Raw genomic sequence first — 18,199 nt, forward strand, 5'->3', positions numbered from 1 at the left:
TGCTGACTCTAGTTCAGATTAGAGTATATTTTCAAAGTAATACTCATTAAAAAATGAAAGGTGGATTCTATGTTTTCATATAAAATAGAGGATGATTTATATTTAAAATTAATAGAGTTGAAAGATGCTGAAAAGATATTCCATTTAATTGATCAATCAAGAGATCACTTAAGGAAATGGCTTGGATGGGTTGACATGACAATCTTTGAGGATGATTATAAAAGGATTGTAGAGCAGTCATTAGTTCAATTTGCAGAAAACAAAAGTATTGATACAGTCATCATATATAAAGATAAATACGTAGGTAAAGCAGCCTTTAATAAAATCGATCCATCAATAAAGCAGGTGACACTTGCATATTGGTTAGGTAATGAATATCAGGGAAAGGGCATTATTACAAAAGTGGTCAAATCATTAACAGATTACGCAATCCATGAGATGAACATGAACCGTGTAGAAATTCGTGTCGCAAAAGAAAATAAAAAAAGCAGGGCTGTACCAGAAAGGTTGGACTTTGTTCAAGAAGGATGCATCAGAAGAGCGGAGTGGTTATATGACCATTATGTTGATCACACCGTTTATAGTATGTTAGCAGAGGATTGGATGAAGTAAAATCATATATACGTTCTCTGATATCTTAGAATTGATATGTTAAAATAAAGATAAATATCAAGTTAAATGATTAGGAGAATGAAAGATGAGATATATTACAGCTCAAAAGGAGAACAGAACGTTTATAGGAATTACAGATGAACAGATGAACTTGGCATTCGATCTTTCCTTAGCAGATAAAGCCAAACATCAAACACCTCAGTTACCTGAAACTATGATCGAGTGTATAACATTAGGAGAGGACTTTCTAGATTTATCAACTTCTCTACAACAATGGATCAAAGATGAAACGGATTCAGACAAATATACATATCCCTTAAACCAAATTAAATTGTTGGCACCGATTCCTAGACCTACAAAAAATATATTTTGTATTGGAAAAAACTATAAAGATCATGTGCTTGAAATGGGTAGTTCAGCAGACCTACCAACAGATCCCATTGTGTTTACAAAACCACCGACGGCTGTCATAGGACAGAAGGATATCATACTGAATCACAAGCAGGTAACGGATGAATTAGATTATGAAGGGGAACTTGCAGTTGTCATTGGCAAAAAAGGAACAAATATCTCCCCAGAGCAAGCTCTTGACTATGTATTTGGATATACGATTATTAACGATATTACAGCTAGAGACCTCCAAAAGAAACACAAACAGTTTTTCATTGGAAAAAGTTTAGATTCTTCCTGCCCTATGGGACCTGTGATCGTTCATAAAAAAGAAATTGATAGTCCTAATAACCTAAACATCCAAACAAAAGTAAATGGAGAAGTAAGGCAAAACGCGAAAACGGATTTATTTATTTTTGATGTGGAAACGATTATTTCTATTCTTTCCAAGGGATTAACATTAGAACCAGGGGATATCATTGCGACAGGTACACCTGCTGGTGTTGGAAAAGGATTTAATCCACCTCGTTTATTGCAGCCAGGAGATGAGATTGAGATTGAAGTTGAAAAAATTGGGGTTTTAAAAAATACGGTTGAAGGCTAAATATTGATTTTAAATTATAGGTCGCCTTAAAGTGAAAGTACACTTATTAAGACGACCTTTTTATTTTATTTAGATATCATAACTACACTTTAAACTTCTGTATCATTTCCTGAAGATCATAAGCCAATTTGTTCAATTGATTTGACGATGCAGCTATTTCTTCTGTTGATGCATTCTGTTCTTCAGTCAGTGCTGCGATGTGCTGGGATTTTGCAGAAGAGTGATCAGATACTTCTACAACTTCCTTTGCTAAATCTAACATACCATCAAAACCACTATGTACCTGTTCCATTGTTGCAGAAACACCTTGAAATTCATACGATACTTCTTGAATCATTTTTACAATTTCATTAAAGGTTTCCCCTGTTTGTCCAACTAAGGCATAACTATGATCAAATGAAGCTTTCCCTTCTTGTATAGCTGCTACAGCTTGTCCTGCTTCAGCTTGTATTTCTTGAATCAACTTGCTAATGTCCTCAGATGCTTTTGCTGACTGTTCAGCAAGCTTTCTTACTTCGCCTGCTACCACTGCAAAACCTCTTCCATGTTCACCTGCGCGTGCCGCTTCAATCGAGGCATTTAGAGATAGAAGGTTCGTTTGCTGTGAAATCTCAGTAATCATTGTAATGATCTTCCCAATCTCCTGTGACTTTTCATCAAATGAATTTACGATATTGGAAGTATACGCTACTCTTTCTTCTAAATTCGTCATTTGCTTCATTCCAGCTTGAACAACCTGATTGCCATCTACTGCTTTGTCATTTGTTGTTTTTGTCATATCAAATACGGATTGAACCGTTTCATTAATCTGATGAATCCCTTGCGATATGTCGTTTACAGATTGATAAGTATGATTCATTTTAGAAACTTGCTTTTCTGATCCAAAGGCTACTTCTTGGATCACATTCGTGATTTGATCTATAGATTGATAACTTTGTTCTGTAATCGCTGATAATTCATTAGATTGATCAGTAACTTGAGTAGAAACTTCATTCATTTTATGTAAAAGGTCTTTCCAACGATTTGCCATTTCATTCATTGCTGATGCAATAGGCTGCAGTTCCCCTACTTTATTCACATCTATTTTAGAAGTCAAATCACCAGCAGCTATTTGATTTACTCCACCAATAATATCCTTCATAGGCATAATAAATCTTCTAAAGTTTAGTATTGTAATTGTAGAACCTATGAGCACTCCGCCAAGTGTGATACCAATCGTATTCATCCAAAATAACTTCCCTTGCAGATCAATCATAAATCCAATAGCACATCCCAAAAAGAGACCACCGAAAATAATCAATATGATTGTTCTCAATAAATAACGAAAAAGTGAAACCGTATCTTTCATACGTTTGCTCCTCTACTAAAAAAAATTATTATTCAGGCTCATTATACCATGCAATGAAAGATACTTTTGATAATTTTTTTTATTTGGGCACTTGCGTATTTGATCGAATGTTTAGAACAAAAATTATTATCGAAGTCTCTCGCATATGTTATAAAAACATAGCAACCATCAATCATGATGATATGATTGATGGTTGCTATCATATTATTATTTTCATAGATAACCTTTCCATAATACTACTTAATAGGTTGATTTCTTATAAAATCCCACCCAAAAGATATGTTATTCTTAGTAATTCCATCATTACTGTAATACGTAACTATGATTTGGCCAGGAATTAATGTGATTGTTTCATTCCCATTTTCCTGTACATAGTTAGTAAATTTTCCTTTACTAACTTCAACAGTGTAATATACAAATAAGTTAGCCTTAATATCTGATTGCCTAACAAAATTAAATACAGCATTCACTTCACTATTCGTAGCAAGTTGTTGAAGTATTGAAGAAGAAGCGACGTCAATTGGTTTAGTAAAGGTGATTCCATTCACACCTAATTTACTAGTTGTTTTTAATGAATCAGTAGACACATTGTTAAACATACTCATTTGGAAATCTGAAACACCAATTGCACCTTCAAAACCCTTGACCTCACCAGCTCCCTTAACTCCTTCAAGTTCTAAATAAATATCATCGTTTGTGGAAGCCATCACAGTGAATGGCTGTACTAACATTAGTATAGAGATAAGAATTGCTGTAATGAGCAAAAGTAATCGATCTTTTTTTATTGACAATACATATCACTCCTCCATCGTTAAAATCTTTATATAGATATGTATGCAGAGATCGTCCTTATACTTCCATTCTTGGCATTAGGATTTTAATTGCCTTTTAACATATTTCAACTCCGAAACAATCAAAAATGATATGACTACTAATAAAAACCATGAAGTAATTTTACTAAAATGAACCAACTGCCAGTAATTTGATTGATTAGGATATTGCCAGGCTCCTAAAAAGGTTGATATATTCTCTGCAATCCAAATAAAAAAACCAATGAAAAGAAAAGACAATACTATAGGCATATAGAACACTTTATTCATCAATGTGTACAGAACTCGAGTACGGTAAAAAAGAATAAACATAAATATAATTAGAAACCATCTTATATCAGGCAGAATAAAATTTGTATAAAAATTTAAATAAATGAGTCCCCCTAAACTCCAGACCAACATACGATTTGGCCAGTATATAAGTCTAAGATTTAATCTTCGCCATGACTGACACATATAACTTGCCACACTCGCATACATGAATCCACTATATAATGGGACACCAAAGATTTTTGTATGAGCCTCCTCAGGGTAACTCCACGATCCTATATTTACTTTGTAGAGTTCCAAAGCTAATCCAATCAAATGGAACACTGCAATTACTTTTAACTCATCCCTGGATTCTAGACCGCTTTTTAACATTAACCATTGGATAACGAGACAACTGATTAATATGAAATCATATCGAGGTAAGTATGATATTTGAACTAATTTTGAAATGGCAAGCGTTAGGAATATACTCACTGGGAAAATACAAGACATTGCCTGATGATAGACAAAGATAATAAATAGTTTTGCATATTTCATTATTTTTTATCACTTCCCCTATAATACTTTAAAACATATCATAACATCGACCAGCATTATAAAAAAAAGAATGTAGGACAAAATGTAAGCGTTTCTGATTATTGTTTGATACAATATAAGTACAAATCTCTTTGACATTTGTCAGAAGTAAGGACTCATACTATGAAACCTCTAAAATTGCAAACTAAAATGGCATTATTAATATTAACTCTACTCGTTTTTGTCATCTTGATTCTAAGCAGTGTGTTTGCCTATTTTATATCTAACAGCTTAGAAGATCAAATAGGCAACCGTGCTTTAAACATCGCTAAAACAGTAGCTATTATGCCAGAAGTGAACAGAGGGTTTAAATTAGAAGATCCTTCTACTATTATTCAACCTTTAGCAGAAGAAGTTCGTATTCAAACGGGTGCTGAATTTGTTGTAGTAGGAAATATTGATTCCGTAAGATACTCACACCCAGTAACAGAGAGAATTGGTCAAACGATGGTGGGAGGAGACAACGATCGGGCTTTACTTCAAGGAGAATCATATACTTCCAAAGCCACTGGTACATTAGGTCCTTCCTTGCGAGGTAAGACACCAATTTTTGATGAATCTGGCGAAATTATTGGCATTGTATCTGTTGGTTTCTTAATTGAGGATATAGAACTTATTCTAGATTCATATCAACGTAAAGTTTTATTTCTTACCATTCTTGTTTCTGTGATAGGAATTATTGGTGCTCTATATATTGCTAAAGGGTTTAAAAAAGCAATTTTCGGTTTAGAACCTAGAGAAATTGCTAGTTTGTTTATAGAAAAAAATGCAATTTTAGAGTCCATTCATGAAGGAATCATTGCTATCAATGTTGAAGGAAACATTACTTTAGTAAATCAAAAGGCATATCAAATCATTAATAAACATCCTTCAGAAAATATCATTGGCAAAAACATATTGGAAATTTTGCCTCATACTAAAATGCTTGATGTTTTACACTCAAAAGAGAGTCAATTTAATCAGGAACTAAAGATCGGAGATAACGAAATCATTGCTAATCGAGTCCCTATTTTTGATAAAAAACAAATTGTGGGCGTTGTTTCTAGTTTTCGGAACAAAACAGAAATCGATCAATTAACAAAAGAACTCTCACAAGTGCAGTCATATGCTGAAGCATTAAGAGCACAAACACACGAATATTCAAACAAGCTTTACACAATTTCAGGTTTGATTCAACTGGCATCCTATCAGGAGGCTATAGATTTTATAAATAAAGAAACAACAGATTATCAAAATTTAGTTGAATTTCTGATGTCAGCCATACCAGATACGATGATTGCAGCCTTATTGCTAGGAAAATATAATCGAGCTCACGAGCTTAAAACTGAAATGATCATTGACAATGAAAGCAGTATGAAAGATATTCCTGATGAATTAAATCAAGAAAAAATAGTTACAATTATAGGTAATTTAATTGATAATGCTTTTGAGGCTACTTTATCTACAGATAAAAACAAAATTGTAAAAATATTTATGACAGACATCGGTAATGATCTCATATTTGAAATTGAGGATTCTGGATCTGGTGTACAAGAAGAAGATATTCAATATATTTTCCAAAAAGGATTTAGTAAAAAGCAAGGTGAAGACCGAGGAATCGGATTATACTTAGTTGATAAAGCAGTCAAATATTTAAATGGTTATATTACGGTATCCCAAAGTGATCTTGGGGGGGCAGTATTTACAGTAGCCATACCCAAACGCACCCCAAAAAGTGAGGCTTAATCCAAGGTGAAAACTCCTATTACTTTCCGGGGACCCCATAGCCTTAATATTTCAAAATAAATGAAGCAAAGCAAGGAGGGACTAAAATGAAAAACATTCAAGTATTTATTGTAGAAGATGACCTTAAAATTGCAGAAATCAATCGTCGTTTCACAGAAAAAATCCCTGGATACGAAGTCTGTGGCATTTCAACAAATTTAACTGAGGCTAAAGAAATGATAGACATATTAAATCCAGATTTAGTTTTATTGGATATTTATTTTGCTGATGGAAATGGCATAGATTTATTGTGGTTCATTCGTCAAAAGTATAAAAATACAGATGTTATCATGATTACTGCTGCAAAGGAAGTAGATCGGGTACAAAGCGCCATTCGAGGAGGCGCTATTGATTATATTATTAAACCTATCATTTTTCAAAGATTTCAACAAACCCTAGAAAAATATAAAAATTATAAGCAGCAAATTGCATCGATGAGTCATGTAGATCAGCAACAAGTGGACCATTTATTTGATACGGTCCATAAACAAACTAAACTCTCTGAAACACTTATTCCAAAAGGTATTGATCCAATCACTTTAGATAAAATTAAAAATCATATGAATAACAAAGAAGATGGAATAACAGCTGAACAGCTGGGAAATGAAATCGGAGTTAGCCGTACTACTTCACGCAGATATTTAGAGTTTATGGTTTCTATGGGGGATATTCGCGCAGAATTAACTTATGGAAGTGTAGGTCGTCCTGAACGCAGATATTATATATAACATAGCAAAGTAAACATAAACGTTACTTTGCTATGTTATTATTTAAAACTCAAACTTCTTGTTTATTTTTACTTAATCTTTTTCTTATCATTGGTAGTACTAGAGAAAGAATAGAAACTCCAATCAATATTGCAGATATTGGACTTTGTACAAAGGTTAGGTAATCTCCTTTAGAAATAATTAAAGCTTGTCGGAAAGATGTTTCCATCATACCACCTAAAATAAAAGCTAAGATAAGTGGAGCAGCTGGGAAAGACAATAATCTCATTACATACCCTAATACACCAAACCCCAATAATAAATACAAATCAAATGTATTAAAACTAATACCATATACTCCTATAAGACAGAATACGATAACTAAGGATATTAATAATCGCTTAGGAATATATAAAATTTTCGCAATCAATGGAATTAACGGTAAATTTAAAATCAATAAAAAGATATTTCCAAAATACATACTGGCAATGACTCCCCAGAATACATTAGGTTCATCCTGCATCAGTAAGGGACCTGGAGTAACTCCAGCAACGAGCAATGCTCCTAGTAAAACTGCTGTTGTACCGGAACCTGGAATACCTAACGTTAACAATGGAACAAACGCACCACTAGTAGCCGCATTATTCGATGCTTCTGGTGCTGCTAAACCTTTAATATTCCCTTTACCGAAGGTCTCTGGATTCTTAGAAATTCTCTTTTCTGTAATATAAGACAAAAATGATGCTATGGTTGCTCCGGCCCCTGGAAGAACTCCAATGATAAATCCTAATACAGAATGTCTTGCGATTGGACCTGAAATTTCTTTTGCCTCTTGTTTTGTCACTCTTAAGCTTCCAACTTCTGAACCACTATTATTCTCTTTATTCCTAGTTAATACTAAATTTGTTACTTCTGCTAATGCAAATAATCCTAAAGCGATCACCAAAAAATCAATTCCGTCTAACAAATTTACTGAGCCAAATGTAAACCTTGCCGTACCAGTTAATAAATCCCTACCTACTGTTGCAATCATAAGACCTATGACTGCTGAGATTAATGCTTTTATCGTTGACCCTTCCGACAAACTTGAAATGGCTGACAACCCTAAAAACATTAATGCAAAATATTCAGTTGGTCCAAATTGTGTTGCGAAACTTGCCATCATTGGCGCTACCAACATTAATGCAAAAACACTAATTGTACCTCCACCAAATGATGATATTGCAGCAATGGCTAATGCTTTCCCTGCTTTGCCTTGTTTAGCTAATGGATAACCATCAAATGATGTAGCAACTGTTCCTGAAACCCCTGGTGCGTTTAATAGAATAGATGAGGTTGAACCTCCGAATATTGCTCCATAATATACTCCTGCCATTAATATTAAAGCAGAGGCAGGTTCCATTCCATAACTCAAAGGAATCATGATAGCAATTGCAGATATTGGACCCAAACCTGGAAGCATACCAATGACTGTTCCAGATAAAACACCAATAAAAACAAACAACATGTTTTTTAAACTTAATGCCACTGCAAATCCGTTTAATATATTTTCAATCACTTCCATTACGTTCCCCTCCTCCTCTTAAAATGGTAAAATTCCTGATGGTAAAGATAGACCTAGTAATTCATTAAAGGAAAAATAAATAACGAGGGTAAATGTAACAAAAACAATGAGCATTCTAATCCAGTTTGTATAACCTAGCAATCTTGAAGTAGCTGTTAAAAATAAAATAGTAACAATAATAAAGCCAATGGCTTCTAGTAATAAAATATATAAAAGTACAAATAAAACAATGAGTAACAACAAACTTATTTCCTTTTTGGATATGTTTCTTTTAGCCTTCTCTTGTTCTGTTTCCTCTTTATTTTCAATAAATAATAAAACAGATAATACTAACAATAAATAACCTAACCCCTTTGGCATAATATCTGCATCTATTTTTGCAAAGGGTGAGGGTTCTATTTGATAGCTAAATAACAAATAGAACATTGAAAATAAAAATATCACGATGGATACTTTACGATTCATGGAGTTTAGCATTTTAGTCACCTACTACTCAAATTTGAAATCACTTTTAAGAATAAGAAGGATGAATCTTACCACCCTTCTTAAATGTCTTATCCTTATTTACTTCAGCATTGATTCATGTTTATACTATAATCCTAATTCTCCCATAAGTGCTTCATATACAGCATATTGCTCATCTAAGAACTTGCCAAACTCTTCACTCGACATAAAGTTGTCTTTCCATCCAAAGTTATCTCTTCTTTCCTGCCATAACGCTGTTTCATACATTGACTCAATGGCATTTTCATAATATTTCACAGCTTCTGCTTCCATACCTTTAGGAGCCATAAATCCACGCCAATTAATAAATTCATCTTCTATTCCTTGTTGCCTTAAAGTTTGAAATTCTGAAATGACATCCCCTTCTAAAGGTTCAGGAGAAGTAATCGCTAACACTCTTACATTTCCCGCTTTCGCTTGTTCTGCAGCTTCAGCCAGACCAGTAGAATAAACATCTGCATCCCCACCAAGCACAAGCGTCATTCCACCAATATCTCCAGCAGGAACATAATCAATTTTGGTAATATCAACTCCTGCAGCTTTCATCGCTTTTACAAATTGAATATGATCCATACTTCCAGGGGCTGAATCACCCGTAACTGTAACTGAACTTGGATCTGCTTTTAAAGCTTCTACCACATCATTGATGTTTTGGTACTCTGAATCTGCGTTTGTTACAAATGCACCAAAGTCAGCTATCACTCCAGCAATAGGTTCAAAATCATTATGTCCTAGTTCTGATCCTCCATTTAAAGGTACTAATAAAATCGGTGAAGAAGTTACGAATAACGTATGATTATCTCCTTGTTTTCCATCTACATAAGACCATCCAATAGCACCACCACTACCTGATTTATTGACAACAGGCATGCTCTCACTAACAAGACTCTCTTCAGTCAGTACTTGAGCAACTGTTCTAGCTGTAGTATCCCAGCCTCCTCCAGCTCCTCCAGGTGCAACTACTTCAATTGTTTCATTTGGTGACCAACCATCTACTGTTGCAGATGCTTCTTCTGTTTGTGGTTCTTCTTTTTCTTTAGCTTCAGGTTCAGCTTCTCCCCCAGATCCACATGCAGTTGCAAAAATAAGAATAAATGAGAACAGTAATGCAAACCAAACTTTTCTATTTTTCATTTGAATCTTCCCCTCTTTTTTGAAATCGCTTACAGTTAAGAGTTTAAGTGAGATTGTGAAAAAAGTGAATATTGTGTGAATATTAAAATATAAAACTATAATGCTTATTTTATTCATATTGTTCATACAGAAAAAAACCTCCTTTTTAAGGAGGTTGATGTTTTTATAGGTTTAATATACAAACGTTCAATATTACTCTAATTCAGATTTCATCTCTAAAATACTCTCTACATCTCCACTTACAAGCAATCGATCCCCTAGCTCAATCTGTGTATTTCCATGTGGAATAATAAATGAATCTCCACGGTAAATACGCAAAATCAACATATTTCCTAGTAGCGGCAAGTTGTGCAAATATTCATCATGATAAGTTTGATTGTTCATTGTAACTTCTCCAATGGAACCATCATGATGAGTAATTAATCGTAATGCACTTGGATGTTCAATCAAAGCTTTTAACAAAGTTCTAGAGGCATACAATGTAGAAAATAATGACAAACCCTCTTCATCCTGTGCTTCTTCAAACAAATCGGGTTTTTCAATTCGAACGATGATATTGCTTATATCTAACGTTTTCGCATATTTTCCTAACGCTAAGTTGATTTCATCATCCATAGTTCCAAATACGATAATATCTGTTTTAAAAGCATCCTGATCTTCCAAAGATTTCTCATCTAGATTTGGAATTTCAATCAATGGAAATTGGCTAAATGTTTCTTCTTTAGAATCAGCATGATTGGATTCAGCGCTAAAGAGCTTTACTTCATATCCCTCTTTTATAAGGTCCTGTGAAATTGGTAAAGTCACATGATTTGCACCAATAATGGAGATCGATTTAGGTTTTTTAGTGACCTGTGGGAAAATTTGATTAAACAATATAGGTGCAATTAGACAGCTTATAACTGCAACTAAAATCAGTGCTCCATGCATCGTTTCATCAATCGCTCCAATTTGCAAAGCTAAAGCTGCCGCTGCAATTACTAAACTTAATGTGGATGATAACAATAGACCTGAACCAATCACATGACGCCAAGGGAAATACCTTTTCAATATCAAAATAGGGATTATTTTTGATAAGAAAATAGCTGCTAGAAGCATTGGTATGAGTATTAGTATTCTTAAGTCAGTAAGTAAATCCCATAAATTTAAATTAACACCAAGCATAACAAAAAAGATCGGTATTAAAAATCCGTAACCGAAGGATTCAAGCTGATGAACAAACTTTTTATCTGGTGCTAATAAAGAAACTACAACACCTGCTAAAAAAGCACCTAAAATATTTTCAATTTCAAAGGTTTCTGATAAAACAACAAACAATAATATTAATGCAAATACAGCTCTTGTTCCCATTTGAGCTGTGCTTTTTCTTAACACATCAAAAAGCTTCCCTCTTACGAAATTCTTTAAAAATAAATATGTAAAGACAACTAGTGCAAAAAAGACTAAAAGCAGCAGCATCTGTTCTATATTTTGAGACTGATAACTTATGTAAACAGCAAGTAAAATCATCGTGGCAAAATCAGATAACACTGCAACAAGTAAAATGATTTGCCCCAACGGTGTATCCATAATTTTCTTTTCTTTAAGGACTGGAACAACAACACCTAATGATATTGTTGCAATGATCAACGTCATTAACAAAGGATCTTCGATCAAATTGATCCATAATAATACATAGGACAAGCCTAGAGATACAGCAAAAACCCCAATCAATATAATAACCGACAATATAAGAGGGTTTACATTGTTGTCTTCTGCTGACTTCTTCTTCTTAAATGAAGCGAAGTCGATCTCGAGACCACTTAAAAACAATAAATATATAAACCCAAATAATGACAACAACTCGAGCCAGGGATCTTCAGTAATCAAATTCAATCCACTTTTACCTATAATTAAACCTGCTATAATTTCTGCTACAACAACAGGAATTATTTTTAAATGTAAACGATGAAGCAGAATCGGAACGAGAAAAGCAATTGTAACAACGATCATTAAAGAAGTTAATTCAGTAGTATGTTGCTCCATGATAATATTTCCCTCCATCTTCCATCCATAACTTATATTTCTTTAAAATCTTATTTTCTTCTCTAAGTAAAAAACATATACACTAGAAATCTAAGTTGTTGCCTAATAAAAAAAACTAGAGAAAAAACAATTTTTATATCGTTTATTCTCTAGTTTAATATTTTTCCATTATTTTCTCAATCTAAATCTTGAATTAGTCTAATAAATATTATTTTATCCTTATAATTATTCTTTTGGAGTTAGGATTTTATTAATCCGTTGTTCAACCATTTTCAGACCTTTTTCACCTGCTTGGAAGTGACGCAGTTGATGATTTTCATCAAATAAATAATATGCAGGAACATACTCATTTTGGAATTTATCCGTTATAGCGTGCTGATTATCAATCATAACCGGATGTTCTAATTCGTATTTCTCAATCGTTTCTTTCGCTACAGGAATATCCGTATCTTTCTCAGAACGAGGCATATGAACACCGAGAACCTTTAGGTTAAATTCTTCCTCATACTTGGTTCTCCATTCATTAATTTGAGGCAAACTTTCCTTGCACATATGACAGCTAACCGCCCAAAAATGAATTAAAACTGGTTTTCCAGCTAAATCTGCTTTGGACAAACTTCCATTGACCCATTCCGTTACTCCTTCAAAATCTGGCAACTCTGAACGCAAACGCATTGGCATTTTCTTTCACCTCTTTATTTATTTTCTTCTGGATATATACCCATATATAGAAGAAAAGCCCTCTTACCTACGAGTGCAGACAGAGGGTCTTTTCAAATATGTTTATTGAATGTAATTTTAAAATTACTTAGCAGTTAATTGTTGTTCCCCTGGTTTCCAGTTAGCTGGACATAAACCACCAGATTGAAGAGCTTGTAGTATACGAACTGTTTCCTCTACACTTCTACCTACATCATTATGGTTCACTACTTGATATTTTAATTCGCCATCAGGGTCGATAATAAATAATCCACGAAGTGCAATACCCTCTTCTTCAATTAGAACTCCATAGTCACGAGCAACGGATTTAGTTAAGTCTGCTGCTAATGGGAAGTTTAGCTTTCCTAGTCCATTTTCATCAACTGGAGTATTAATCCAAGCACGGTGAGAGTACTTGCTGTCTGTACTTACACCTAAAACTTCTGTGTCAAGGTCAGCAAAAATTCCACTTGCTTCGCTTAAAGCTGTAATTTCAGTTGGACATACAAAAGTAAAATCTAGTGGATAGAAGAATAATACTAACCATTTTCCTCTGTAATCAGAAAGTGATACTGTACTGAAATCATCTCCATTACCTAGTGCTGTTTCCATTGTAAAATCTGGTGCTGGTTTTCCTACTAAACGTTCTGCCATTTTAATAGCCCCTCCTAGAGAATATAATATTTTAAGGTAAAATGAAGGCACCAAAAAATAAATATTTATGTACTTATTTCAAGGTTATACCGACATTTATACTAAGTGATGTGTTCACATTAGAAATGTTATCACTCCACAAAAACAAAGTCAATAACTAGATTGATTTTTTTTTAATAATTATTATAATTAAGGGACTACTTTTCCATTGCAGCAATAATTAAATCTCCCATTTCAGCAGTACTTAACGCTTTGCTAGGGTCTGTAGATATATCCCCAGTACGATGTCCTGCATCCAATACATCCTTTACGGCTTTTTCAATTAAATCACCAGCTTCTTGATATCCAAAGGATAATTTAAACATCAAAGCAACAGACAAGATTGTTGCTATTGGATTTGCTTTACCTTGTCCTGCAATATCAGGTGCTGAACCATGCACAGGCTCGTACAATCCAAAACTGCCTTCACCTAAAGAAGCAGAAGATAACATACCAATAGATCCGGTTAACATTGCTGCTTCATCACTTAATATATCACCAAACATATTTTCAGTTACAATGACATCAAAGCTAGATGGTCTACGTAATAATTGCATTGCACAGTTATCCACTAATACGTGTTCAAGCTCTACATCTGGATAATCAGGAGCAATTCGATTCACTGTCTCTCTCCATAAACGAGAGCTTTCCAAAACATTAGCTTTATCTACTGATGCAAGCTTCTTACTTCTAGTACGGGCAATTTCAAACGCTTGTTTTACAATACGTTCAACTTCCATCACATTGTATGCACATGTATCCACTGCTTCTTCACCAAATTCTGATTCGCGACGGAACTTTTCACCAAAGTAAATACCACCAGTCAACTCACGAACTACCACTAGGTCGGTTCCATCTAATACTTCTGGTTTAATTGTTGAAGCTTCCTTCAAACAGTCAAAAACAAAAGCGGGTCTAATATTAGAAAATAGACCTAATTCTTTTCTAATCCCTAATAATCCAGTTTCAGGTCGAAGTTCTTTGGAGTTATTGTCCCATTTTGGTCCTCCAACAGCACCTAATAAAACTGCATCTGAGTTTTTACACATTTCCAACGTATCCTGTGGAAGAGGAGTACCTTTTTCATCAATTGCAATACCGCCAAATAAACCATGTTCCTTTTCAAACTTATAACCAAATAACTCTTCTGTTTTTTTAAGGACCTTCTCAGCTTCAGCAACAACTTCTGGTCCAATACCATCACCTGCAATAACGGCAATCTTTTTCACTTCAGACATATACTTTCTCTCCTTATTTAAAAAATAACCTGCCTATGTTGGATGAGGCAGGTTATTTATTTTTTTAATTATCGTTTAGCTAAGGGCTCCACAAAGGTATTCGGATACTCCATCTTGGAATGATTTCATTTTTATATTAATGTAATATTCCCTCTCTTGTTCACACTACCTGTGTTCCTTTTATCTATTAACCGATTGATTGCATCTACGTAAGCACGTGCACTTGCATCGAGAATATCTGTACTAACTCCACGCCCAGTTACTGTTACATCATCCTGCTTCAACACAACATGCACTTCACCTAATGCATCTTTTCCGTGTGTGACGGATTTAATTGTGTAATCTTCTAATTTGACTTTCTCTTGTGTTGCTTTATCAATCGCATTATAGATTGCATCAACGGAACCATTTCCTTCCTGCGTTTCTTCAACGATAGCATCCTCATACGTTTTGATTCGAATCGTTGCATTAGGAATAGATTGGTTACCGTAAGATAAATCAATTCGTTCTAATGTAAAAACTTCTGGTGTGTTTACAAGCTTTTCTTCCAACATGGCTCGAATATCTTCATCACTAACATTCTTCTTTTTATCCGCTAGGTTTTTAAACTTTTTAAACGCTTCTTTAATCTGGTCTTCGTTTAAATCGTCATAACCCAAATCAACCAATTTTTCACTAAATGCATGTTTACCAGAAAGTTTTCCTAGTACTAGCTTACTTTCTTTTAAACCAATCGTTTCAGGAGACATAATTTCATAAGTTGTTTTCTCCTTCAACATACCATCTTGATGGATCCCTGATTCATGAGCAAAGGCATTTGCCCCTACAATGGCTTTATTTCCAGGTACAACCATACCTGTCAATTTACTGACTAATCGACTTGTTCGATAAATCTCATTTAATTTTAAAGATGTTGCCGCTTGATAATAGTCTTTTCTAGTTTCAAGTGCCATTGCAACTTCTTCAATCGAAGTATTTCCAGCACGCTCACCTATACCATTAAGTGTTCCTTCAATTTGTTCTGCACCATTGCGTATGGCTGCTAGTGCATTTGCAGTAGCCATACCTAAGTCATCATGACAATGTGCACTTAATTGAATTTTTTCAATTCCAGGAACATTTTCTCTTAATGTCTTAAATATATTTCCAAATTCATCTGGCGTCATAAATCCAACTGTATCAGGAATATTAACAACAGTTGCACCAGCACGCACAGCCATTTCAGTTACTTCACACAAAAAGTCCAACTCAGTCCTAGCCGCATCTTCAGGTGAAAATTCAATTTTACTAAAATATTTTTTTGCATATCGAATAGCAGCTTCCGCTGTTTCAAGTACTTGTTGTTTTTCCATACGCAGCTTATATTGACGATGTATAGGAGAGGTAGCAAGAAATAAATGCAAACAAGGATCTTCTGCTTTTTTCAACGCTTCCCTCGCTGCTTCAATATCTTGCTCGCGGGAGCGAGAAAGCCCAATAATGGATGAATTTTTAACAGCCTCAGCTACTTCACTTACACTTTTCAAATCACCTGGGGATGCCGCAGGAAAGCCTGCTTCAATACGATCTACCCCGAGCCTTTCTAATTGTAAGGCAATCTCCACCTTTTCTTGGGTATTTAAGTTAACTCCCGGAGATTGTTCACCATCTCTTAATGTTGTATCAAATACATATATCTTTCTCATCCCAATTCCACCTCCTAATATGAAATTCACGTTATTACTCTTATTCGCTCCACAAAATATTAATGATTACATTTAAGTTCATCCTCATCCCTGAGGGTCGAGAATAAACTGGCACGTCCTTTGCCAATCCCGACACCAGCACATCCGTGAGCTGGATAACGATGTACCAGAACATCCTGTTCTGCAAAGTCCCTCACAAGAGTAATAACATTCATTAAAATATACTGATGTACGTCGACTAAAATCAGCCACGTCCATGTAGTAACGTCGACATCAAAACATCCTGTTTTGTTTATTTCTTAATCCAATGCATCATTTCACGCAATTTTGAACCTACTTCTTCAATTGGGTGCTCAGACTCTTTACGACGAGTAGCTGTAAAGAAAGCACGGTTAGATTGATTTTCTAAAATAAAGTCACGAGCAAATTTACCTTGCTGAATATCTTCAAGCACTCTCTTCATTTCTTTTTTCGTTTCTTCAGTTACGATACGAGGACCTGTTACATAATCTCCATATTCTGCTGTGTCACTGATGGAATAACGCATGCGCTCCAATCCACCTTCGTACATTAAATCAACGATCAATTTTAATTCATGTAAACATTCAAAATATGCAACCTCAGGTTGGTAACCTGCTTCAGTTAATGTTTCAAATCCAGCTTTTACTAGAGCACTAACACCACCACATAAAACAGCTTGCTCACCAAATAAATCTGTTTCAGTTTCTTCACGGATCGTAGTTTCAATAACCCCAGCACGAGTACAGCCAATCCCCTTAGCATAAGCTAAACCAAGTTCTTTTGCTTGACCCGTTGCATCTTGTTCAACCGCGATTAAGCCTGGAACACCAAATCCTTCAACATAAGTACGGCGTACTAAATGCCCTGGTGATTTTGGAGCAATCATAAATACATCCACGTCTGATGGAGGTACAATTTGTCCAAAGTTAATATTGAAACCGTGTGAGAACATAATTGCTGCACCCTTTTTCAAGTTTGGAGCTATAGATTCTCTGTATACTGTTCCTTGCGTTTCATCCGGCATTAAAATTTGAATGATATCTGCTTTTTTCGTTGCCTCATCAACTGTATATACCTCAAAGCCATCGTTAGTTGCTTGATCCCATGAACGACCTTTACGCAAACCAATAATGACATTAATTCCACTATCTCTAAGATTTTGAGCTTGTGCATGCCCTTGACTTCCATATCCGATTACTGCGATTGTTTTTCCTGATAATAAGTTTAAATCTGCGTCGTTTTCATAATACATTGTAACTGCCATTGAATAATATCCTCCTTTTATATGCCCCTTGAGTGGGTAATAGATACCCCAAAAAGTGAAGTTAAGCTCTGTGGATTAGTCCGAATACTTTTCGGGGGCCCCATTAGCCAGAAAAACATTACAACAAAAAGTGAAGCAACCTCTGTTGAATATTCCGAATACTTTTCGGGGAACCCATAGCTTGTTCATGGATGAACTGATGCAGACGTTTAACCACATGAACGTGGTGTTTTGTTAGACGAGTGAAGTCCATCTCTATAAAGAGAATCTT

The 18,199-nt window shown here is 34.7% G+C and carries 16 protein-coding genes; 4 read left to right on the forward strand and 12 right to left on the reverse strand.

Annotated elements, in window-relative coordinates; translation table 11 throughout:
• Positions 1–69: 69 nt before the first annotated feature.
• Complete coding sequence (locus tag Q5Y73_RS19135; protein ID WP_305993527.1) at positions 70–612, forward strand: GNAT family N-acetyltransferase; 543 nt, start codon at positions 70–72, stop codon at positions 610–612.
• Between the two features lie 85 nt (positions 613–697).
• Positions 698–1,606 carry a fumarylacetoacetate hydrolase family protein gene (locus tag Q5Y73_RS19140; protein ID WP_305993528.1) on the forward strand — a complete coding sequence of 303 codons (909 nt, stop codon included), beginning with the start codon at positions 698–700 and terminating at the stop codon, positions 1,604–1,606.
• 82 nt (positions 1,607–1,688) lie between these two features.
• On the opposite strand, the gene Q5Y73_RS19145 is transcribed toward Q5Y73_RS19140, so the two are convergent.
• The 3 genes from Q5Y73_RS19145 to Q5Y73_RS19155 form a co-directional block, all read right to left on the reverse strand.
• Positions 1,689–2,954 (reverse strand): methyl-accepting chemotaxis protein, encoded by a 1,266-nt coding sequence (locus Q5Y73_RS19145; protein ID WP_305993529.1) that lies wholly within the window; start codon positions 2,952–2,954, stop codon positions 1,689–1,691.
• 236 nt (positions 2,955–3,190) lie between these two features.
• Entirely contained in the window at positions 3,191–3,745 is a 555-nt protein-coding gene (locus Q5Y73_RS19150; protein ID WP_305993530.1) for a type VI secretion system tube protein Hcp, read from the reverse strand.
• 78 nt (positions 3,746–3,823) lie between these two features.
• Positions 3,824–4,591, reverse strand: coding sequence for a DUF817 domain-containing protein (locus tag Q5Y73_RS19155; RefSeq protein WP_305993531.1), 768 nt, complete (start codon positions 4,589–4,591; stop codon positions 3,824–3,826).
• 162 nt (positions 4,592–4,753) lie between these two features.
• Between Q5Y73_RS19155 and Q5Y73_RS19160 the strand changes: the two genes are divergently transcribed.
• Both Q5Y73_RS19160 and Q5Y73_RS19165 read left to right on the forward strand, forming a co-directional pair.
• Positions 4,754–6,355: an ATP-binding protein gene (locus tag Q5Y73_RS19160; protein WP_305993532.1), complete on the forward strand. Its 1,602-nt coding sequence runs from the start codon at positions 4,754–4,756 to the stop codon at positions 6,353–6,355.
• An 86-nt stretch (positions 6,356–6,441) separates the two neighbouring features.
• Complete coding sequence (locus tag Q5Y73_RS19165) at positions 6,442–7,122, forward strand: response regulator (protein WP_305993533.1); 681 nt, start codon at positions 6,442–6,444, stop codon at positions 7,120–7,122.
• A 49-nt stretch (positions 7,123–7,171) separates the two neighbouring features.
• On the opposite strand, the gene Q5Y73_RS19170 is transcribed toward Q5Y73_RS19165, so the two are convergent.
• The 9 genes from Q5Y73_RS19170 to ilvC all read right to left on the reverse strand — a co-directional run bounded on the left by Q5Y73_RS19170 (position 7,172) and on the right by ilvC (position 17,928).
• Positions 7,172–8,665 (reverse strand): tripartite tricarboxylate transporter permease, encoded by a 1,494-nt coding sequence (locus tag Q5Y73_RS19170; protein WP_305993534.1) that lies wholly within the window; start codon positions 8,663–8,665, stop codon positions 7,172–7,174.
• An 18-nt stretch (positions 8,666–8,683) separates the two neighbouring features.
• Positions 8,684–9,142: a tripartite tricarboxylate transporter TctB family protein gene (locus Q5Y73_RS19175; RefSeq protein WP_305993535.1), complete on the reverse strand. Its 459-nt coding sequence runs from the start codon at positions 9,140–9,142 to the stop codon at positions 8,684–8,686.
• Between the two features lie 114 nt (positions 9,143–9,256).
• Positions 9,257–10,303 (reverse strand): tripartite tricarboxylate transporter substrate binding protein, encoded by a 1,047-nt coding sequence (locus tag Q5Y73_RS19180; protein WP_305993536.1) that lies wholly within the window; start codon positions 10,301–10,303, stop codon positions 9,257–9,259.
• A 192-nt stretch (positions 10,304–10,495) separates the two neighbouring features.
• Positions 10,496–12,328, reverse strand: coding sequence for a cation:proton antiporter family protein (locus Q5Y73_RS19185; protein WP_305993537.1), 1,833 nt, complete (start codon positions 12,326–12,328; stop codon positions 10,496–10,498).
• A gap of 225 nt (positions 12,329–12,553) precedes the next feature.
• Positions 12,554–13,003 carry a redoxin domain-containing protein gene (locus Q5Y73_RS19190; RefSeq protein ID WP_305993668.1) on the reverse strand — a complete coding sequence of 150 codons (450 nt, stop codon included), beginning with the start codon at positions 13,001–13,003 and terminating at the stop codon, positions 12,554–12,556.
• A 129-nt stretch (positions 13,004–13,132) separates the two neighbouring features.
• Complete coding sequence (locus Q5Y73_RS19195) at positions 13,133–13,681, reverse strand: peroxiredoxin (protein ID WP_305993538.1); 549 nt, start codon at positions 13,679–13,681, stop codon at positions 13,133–13,135.
• Between the two features lie 197 nt (positions 13,682–13,878).
• Positions 13,879–14,958, reverse strand: a complete 1,080-nt coding sequence (gene leuB, locus Q5Y73_RS19200) for a 3-isopropylmalate dehydrogenase (protein WP_305993539.1) — start codon at positions 14,956–14,958, stop codon at positions 13,879–13,881.
• A gap of 131 nt (positions 14,959–15,089) precedes the next feature.
• Entirely contained in the window at positions 15,090–16,643 is a 1,554-nt protein-coding gene (locus Q5Y73_RS19205; RefSeq protein WP_305993540.1) for a 2-isopropylmalate synthase, read from the reverse strand.
• A gap of 292 nt (positions 16,644–16,935) precedes the next feature.
• The gene (gene ilvC, locus Q5Y73_RS19210) at positions 16,936–17,928 is read right to left on the reverse strand and encodes a ketol-acid reductoisomerase (protein WP_305993541.1); all 993 of its coding nucleotides are present in this window, start codon (positions 17,926–17,928) and stop codon (positions 16,936–16,938) included.
• Positions 17,929–18,199: the final 271 nt, after the last annotated feature.

Origin of the sequence: Chengkuizengella axinellae, assembly GCF_030730905.1 — a bacterium.
Taxonomy (GTDB): domain Bacteria; phylum Bacillota; class Bacilli; order Paenibacillales; family KCTC-33759; genus Chengkuizengella; species Chengkuizengella axinellae.

Excerpts from the sequence above, each read along its gene's own strand:
- Q5Y73_RS19195 (WP_305993538.1), bottom strand. The coding sequence starts at position 13,681 with ATGGCAGAACGTTTAGTAGGAAAACCAGCACCAGATTTTACAATGGAA.
- Q5Y73_RS19160 (WP_305993532.1), top strand. The coding sequence starts at position 4,754 with ATGAAACCTCTAAAATTGCAAACTAAAATGGCATTATTAATATTAACT.
- Q5Y73_RS19185 (WP_305993537.1), bottom strand. The coding sequence starts at position 12,328 with ATGGAGCAACATACTACTGAATTAACTTCTTTAATGATCGTTGTTACA.
- Q5Y73_RS19145 (WP_305993529.1), bottom strand. The coding sequence starts at position 2,954 with ATGAAAGATACGGTTTCACTTTTTCGTTATTTATTGAGAACAATCATA.
- Q5Y73_RS19140 (WP_305993528.1), top strand. The coding sequence starts at position 698 with ATGAGATATATTACAGCTCAAAAGGAGAACAGAACGTTTATAGGAATT.
- Q5Y73_RS19135 (WP_305993527.1), top strand. The coding sequence starts at position 70 with ATGTTTTCATATAAAATAGAGGATGATTTATATTTAAAATTAATAGAG.
- Q5Y73_RS19165 (WP_305993533.1), top strand. The coding sequence starts at position 6,442 with ATGAAAAACATTCAAGTATTTATTGTAGAAGATGACCTTAAAATTGCA.
- Q5Y73_RS19180 (WP_305993536.1), bottom strand. The coding sequence starts at position 10,303 with ATGAAAAATAGAAAAGTTTGGTTTGCATTACTGTTCTCATTTATTCTT.
- Q5Y73_RS19170 (WP_305993534.1), bottom strand. The coding sequence starts at position 8,665 with ATGGAAGTGATTGAAAATATATTAAACGGATTTGCAGTGGCATTAAGT.
- Q5Y73_RS19190 (WP_305993668.1), bottom strand. The coding sequence starts at position 13,003 with ATGCGTTTGCGTTCAGAGTTGCCAGATTTTGAAGGAGTAACGGAATGG.
- Q5Y73_RS19205 (WP_305993540.1), bottom strand. The coding sequence starts at position 16,643 with ATGAGAAAGATATATGTATTTGATACAACATTAAGAGATGGTGAACAA.
- ilvC (WP_305993541.1), bottom strand. The coding sequence starts at position 17,928 with ATGGCAGTTACAATGTATTATGAAAACGACGCAGATTTAAACTTATTA.
- Q5Y73_RS19155 (WP_305993531.1), bottom strand. The coding sequence starts at position 4,591 with ATGAAATATGCAAAACTATTTATTATCTTTGTCTATCATCAGGCAATG.
- Q5Y73_RS19175 (WP_305993535.1), bottom strand. The coding sequence starts at position 9,142 with ATGCTAAACTCCATGAATCGTAAAGTATCCATCGTGATATTTTTATTT.
- leuB (WP_305993539.1), bottom strand. The coding sequence starts at position 14,958 with ATGTCTGAAGTGAAAAAGATTGCCGTTATTGCAGGTGATGGTATTGGA.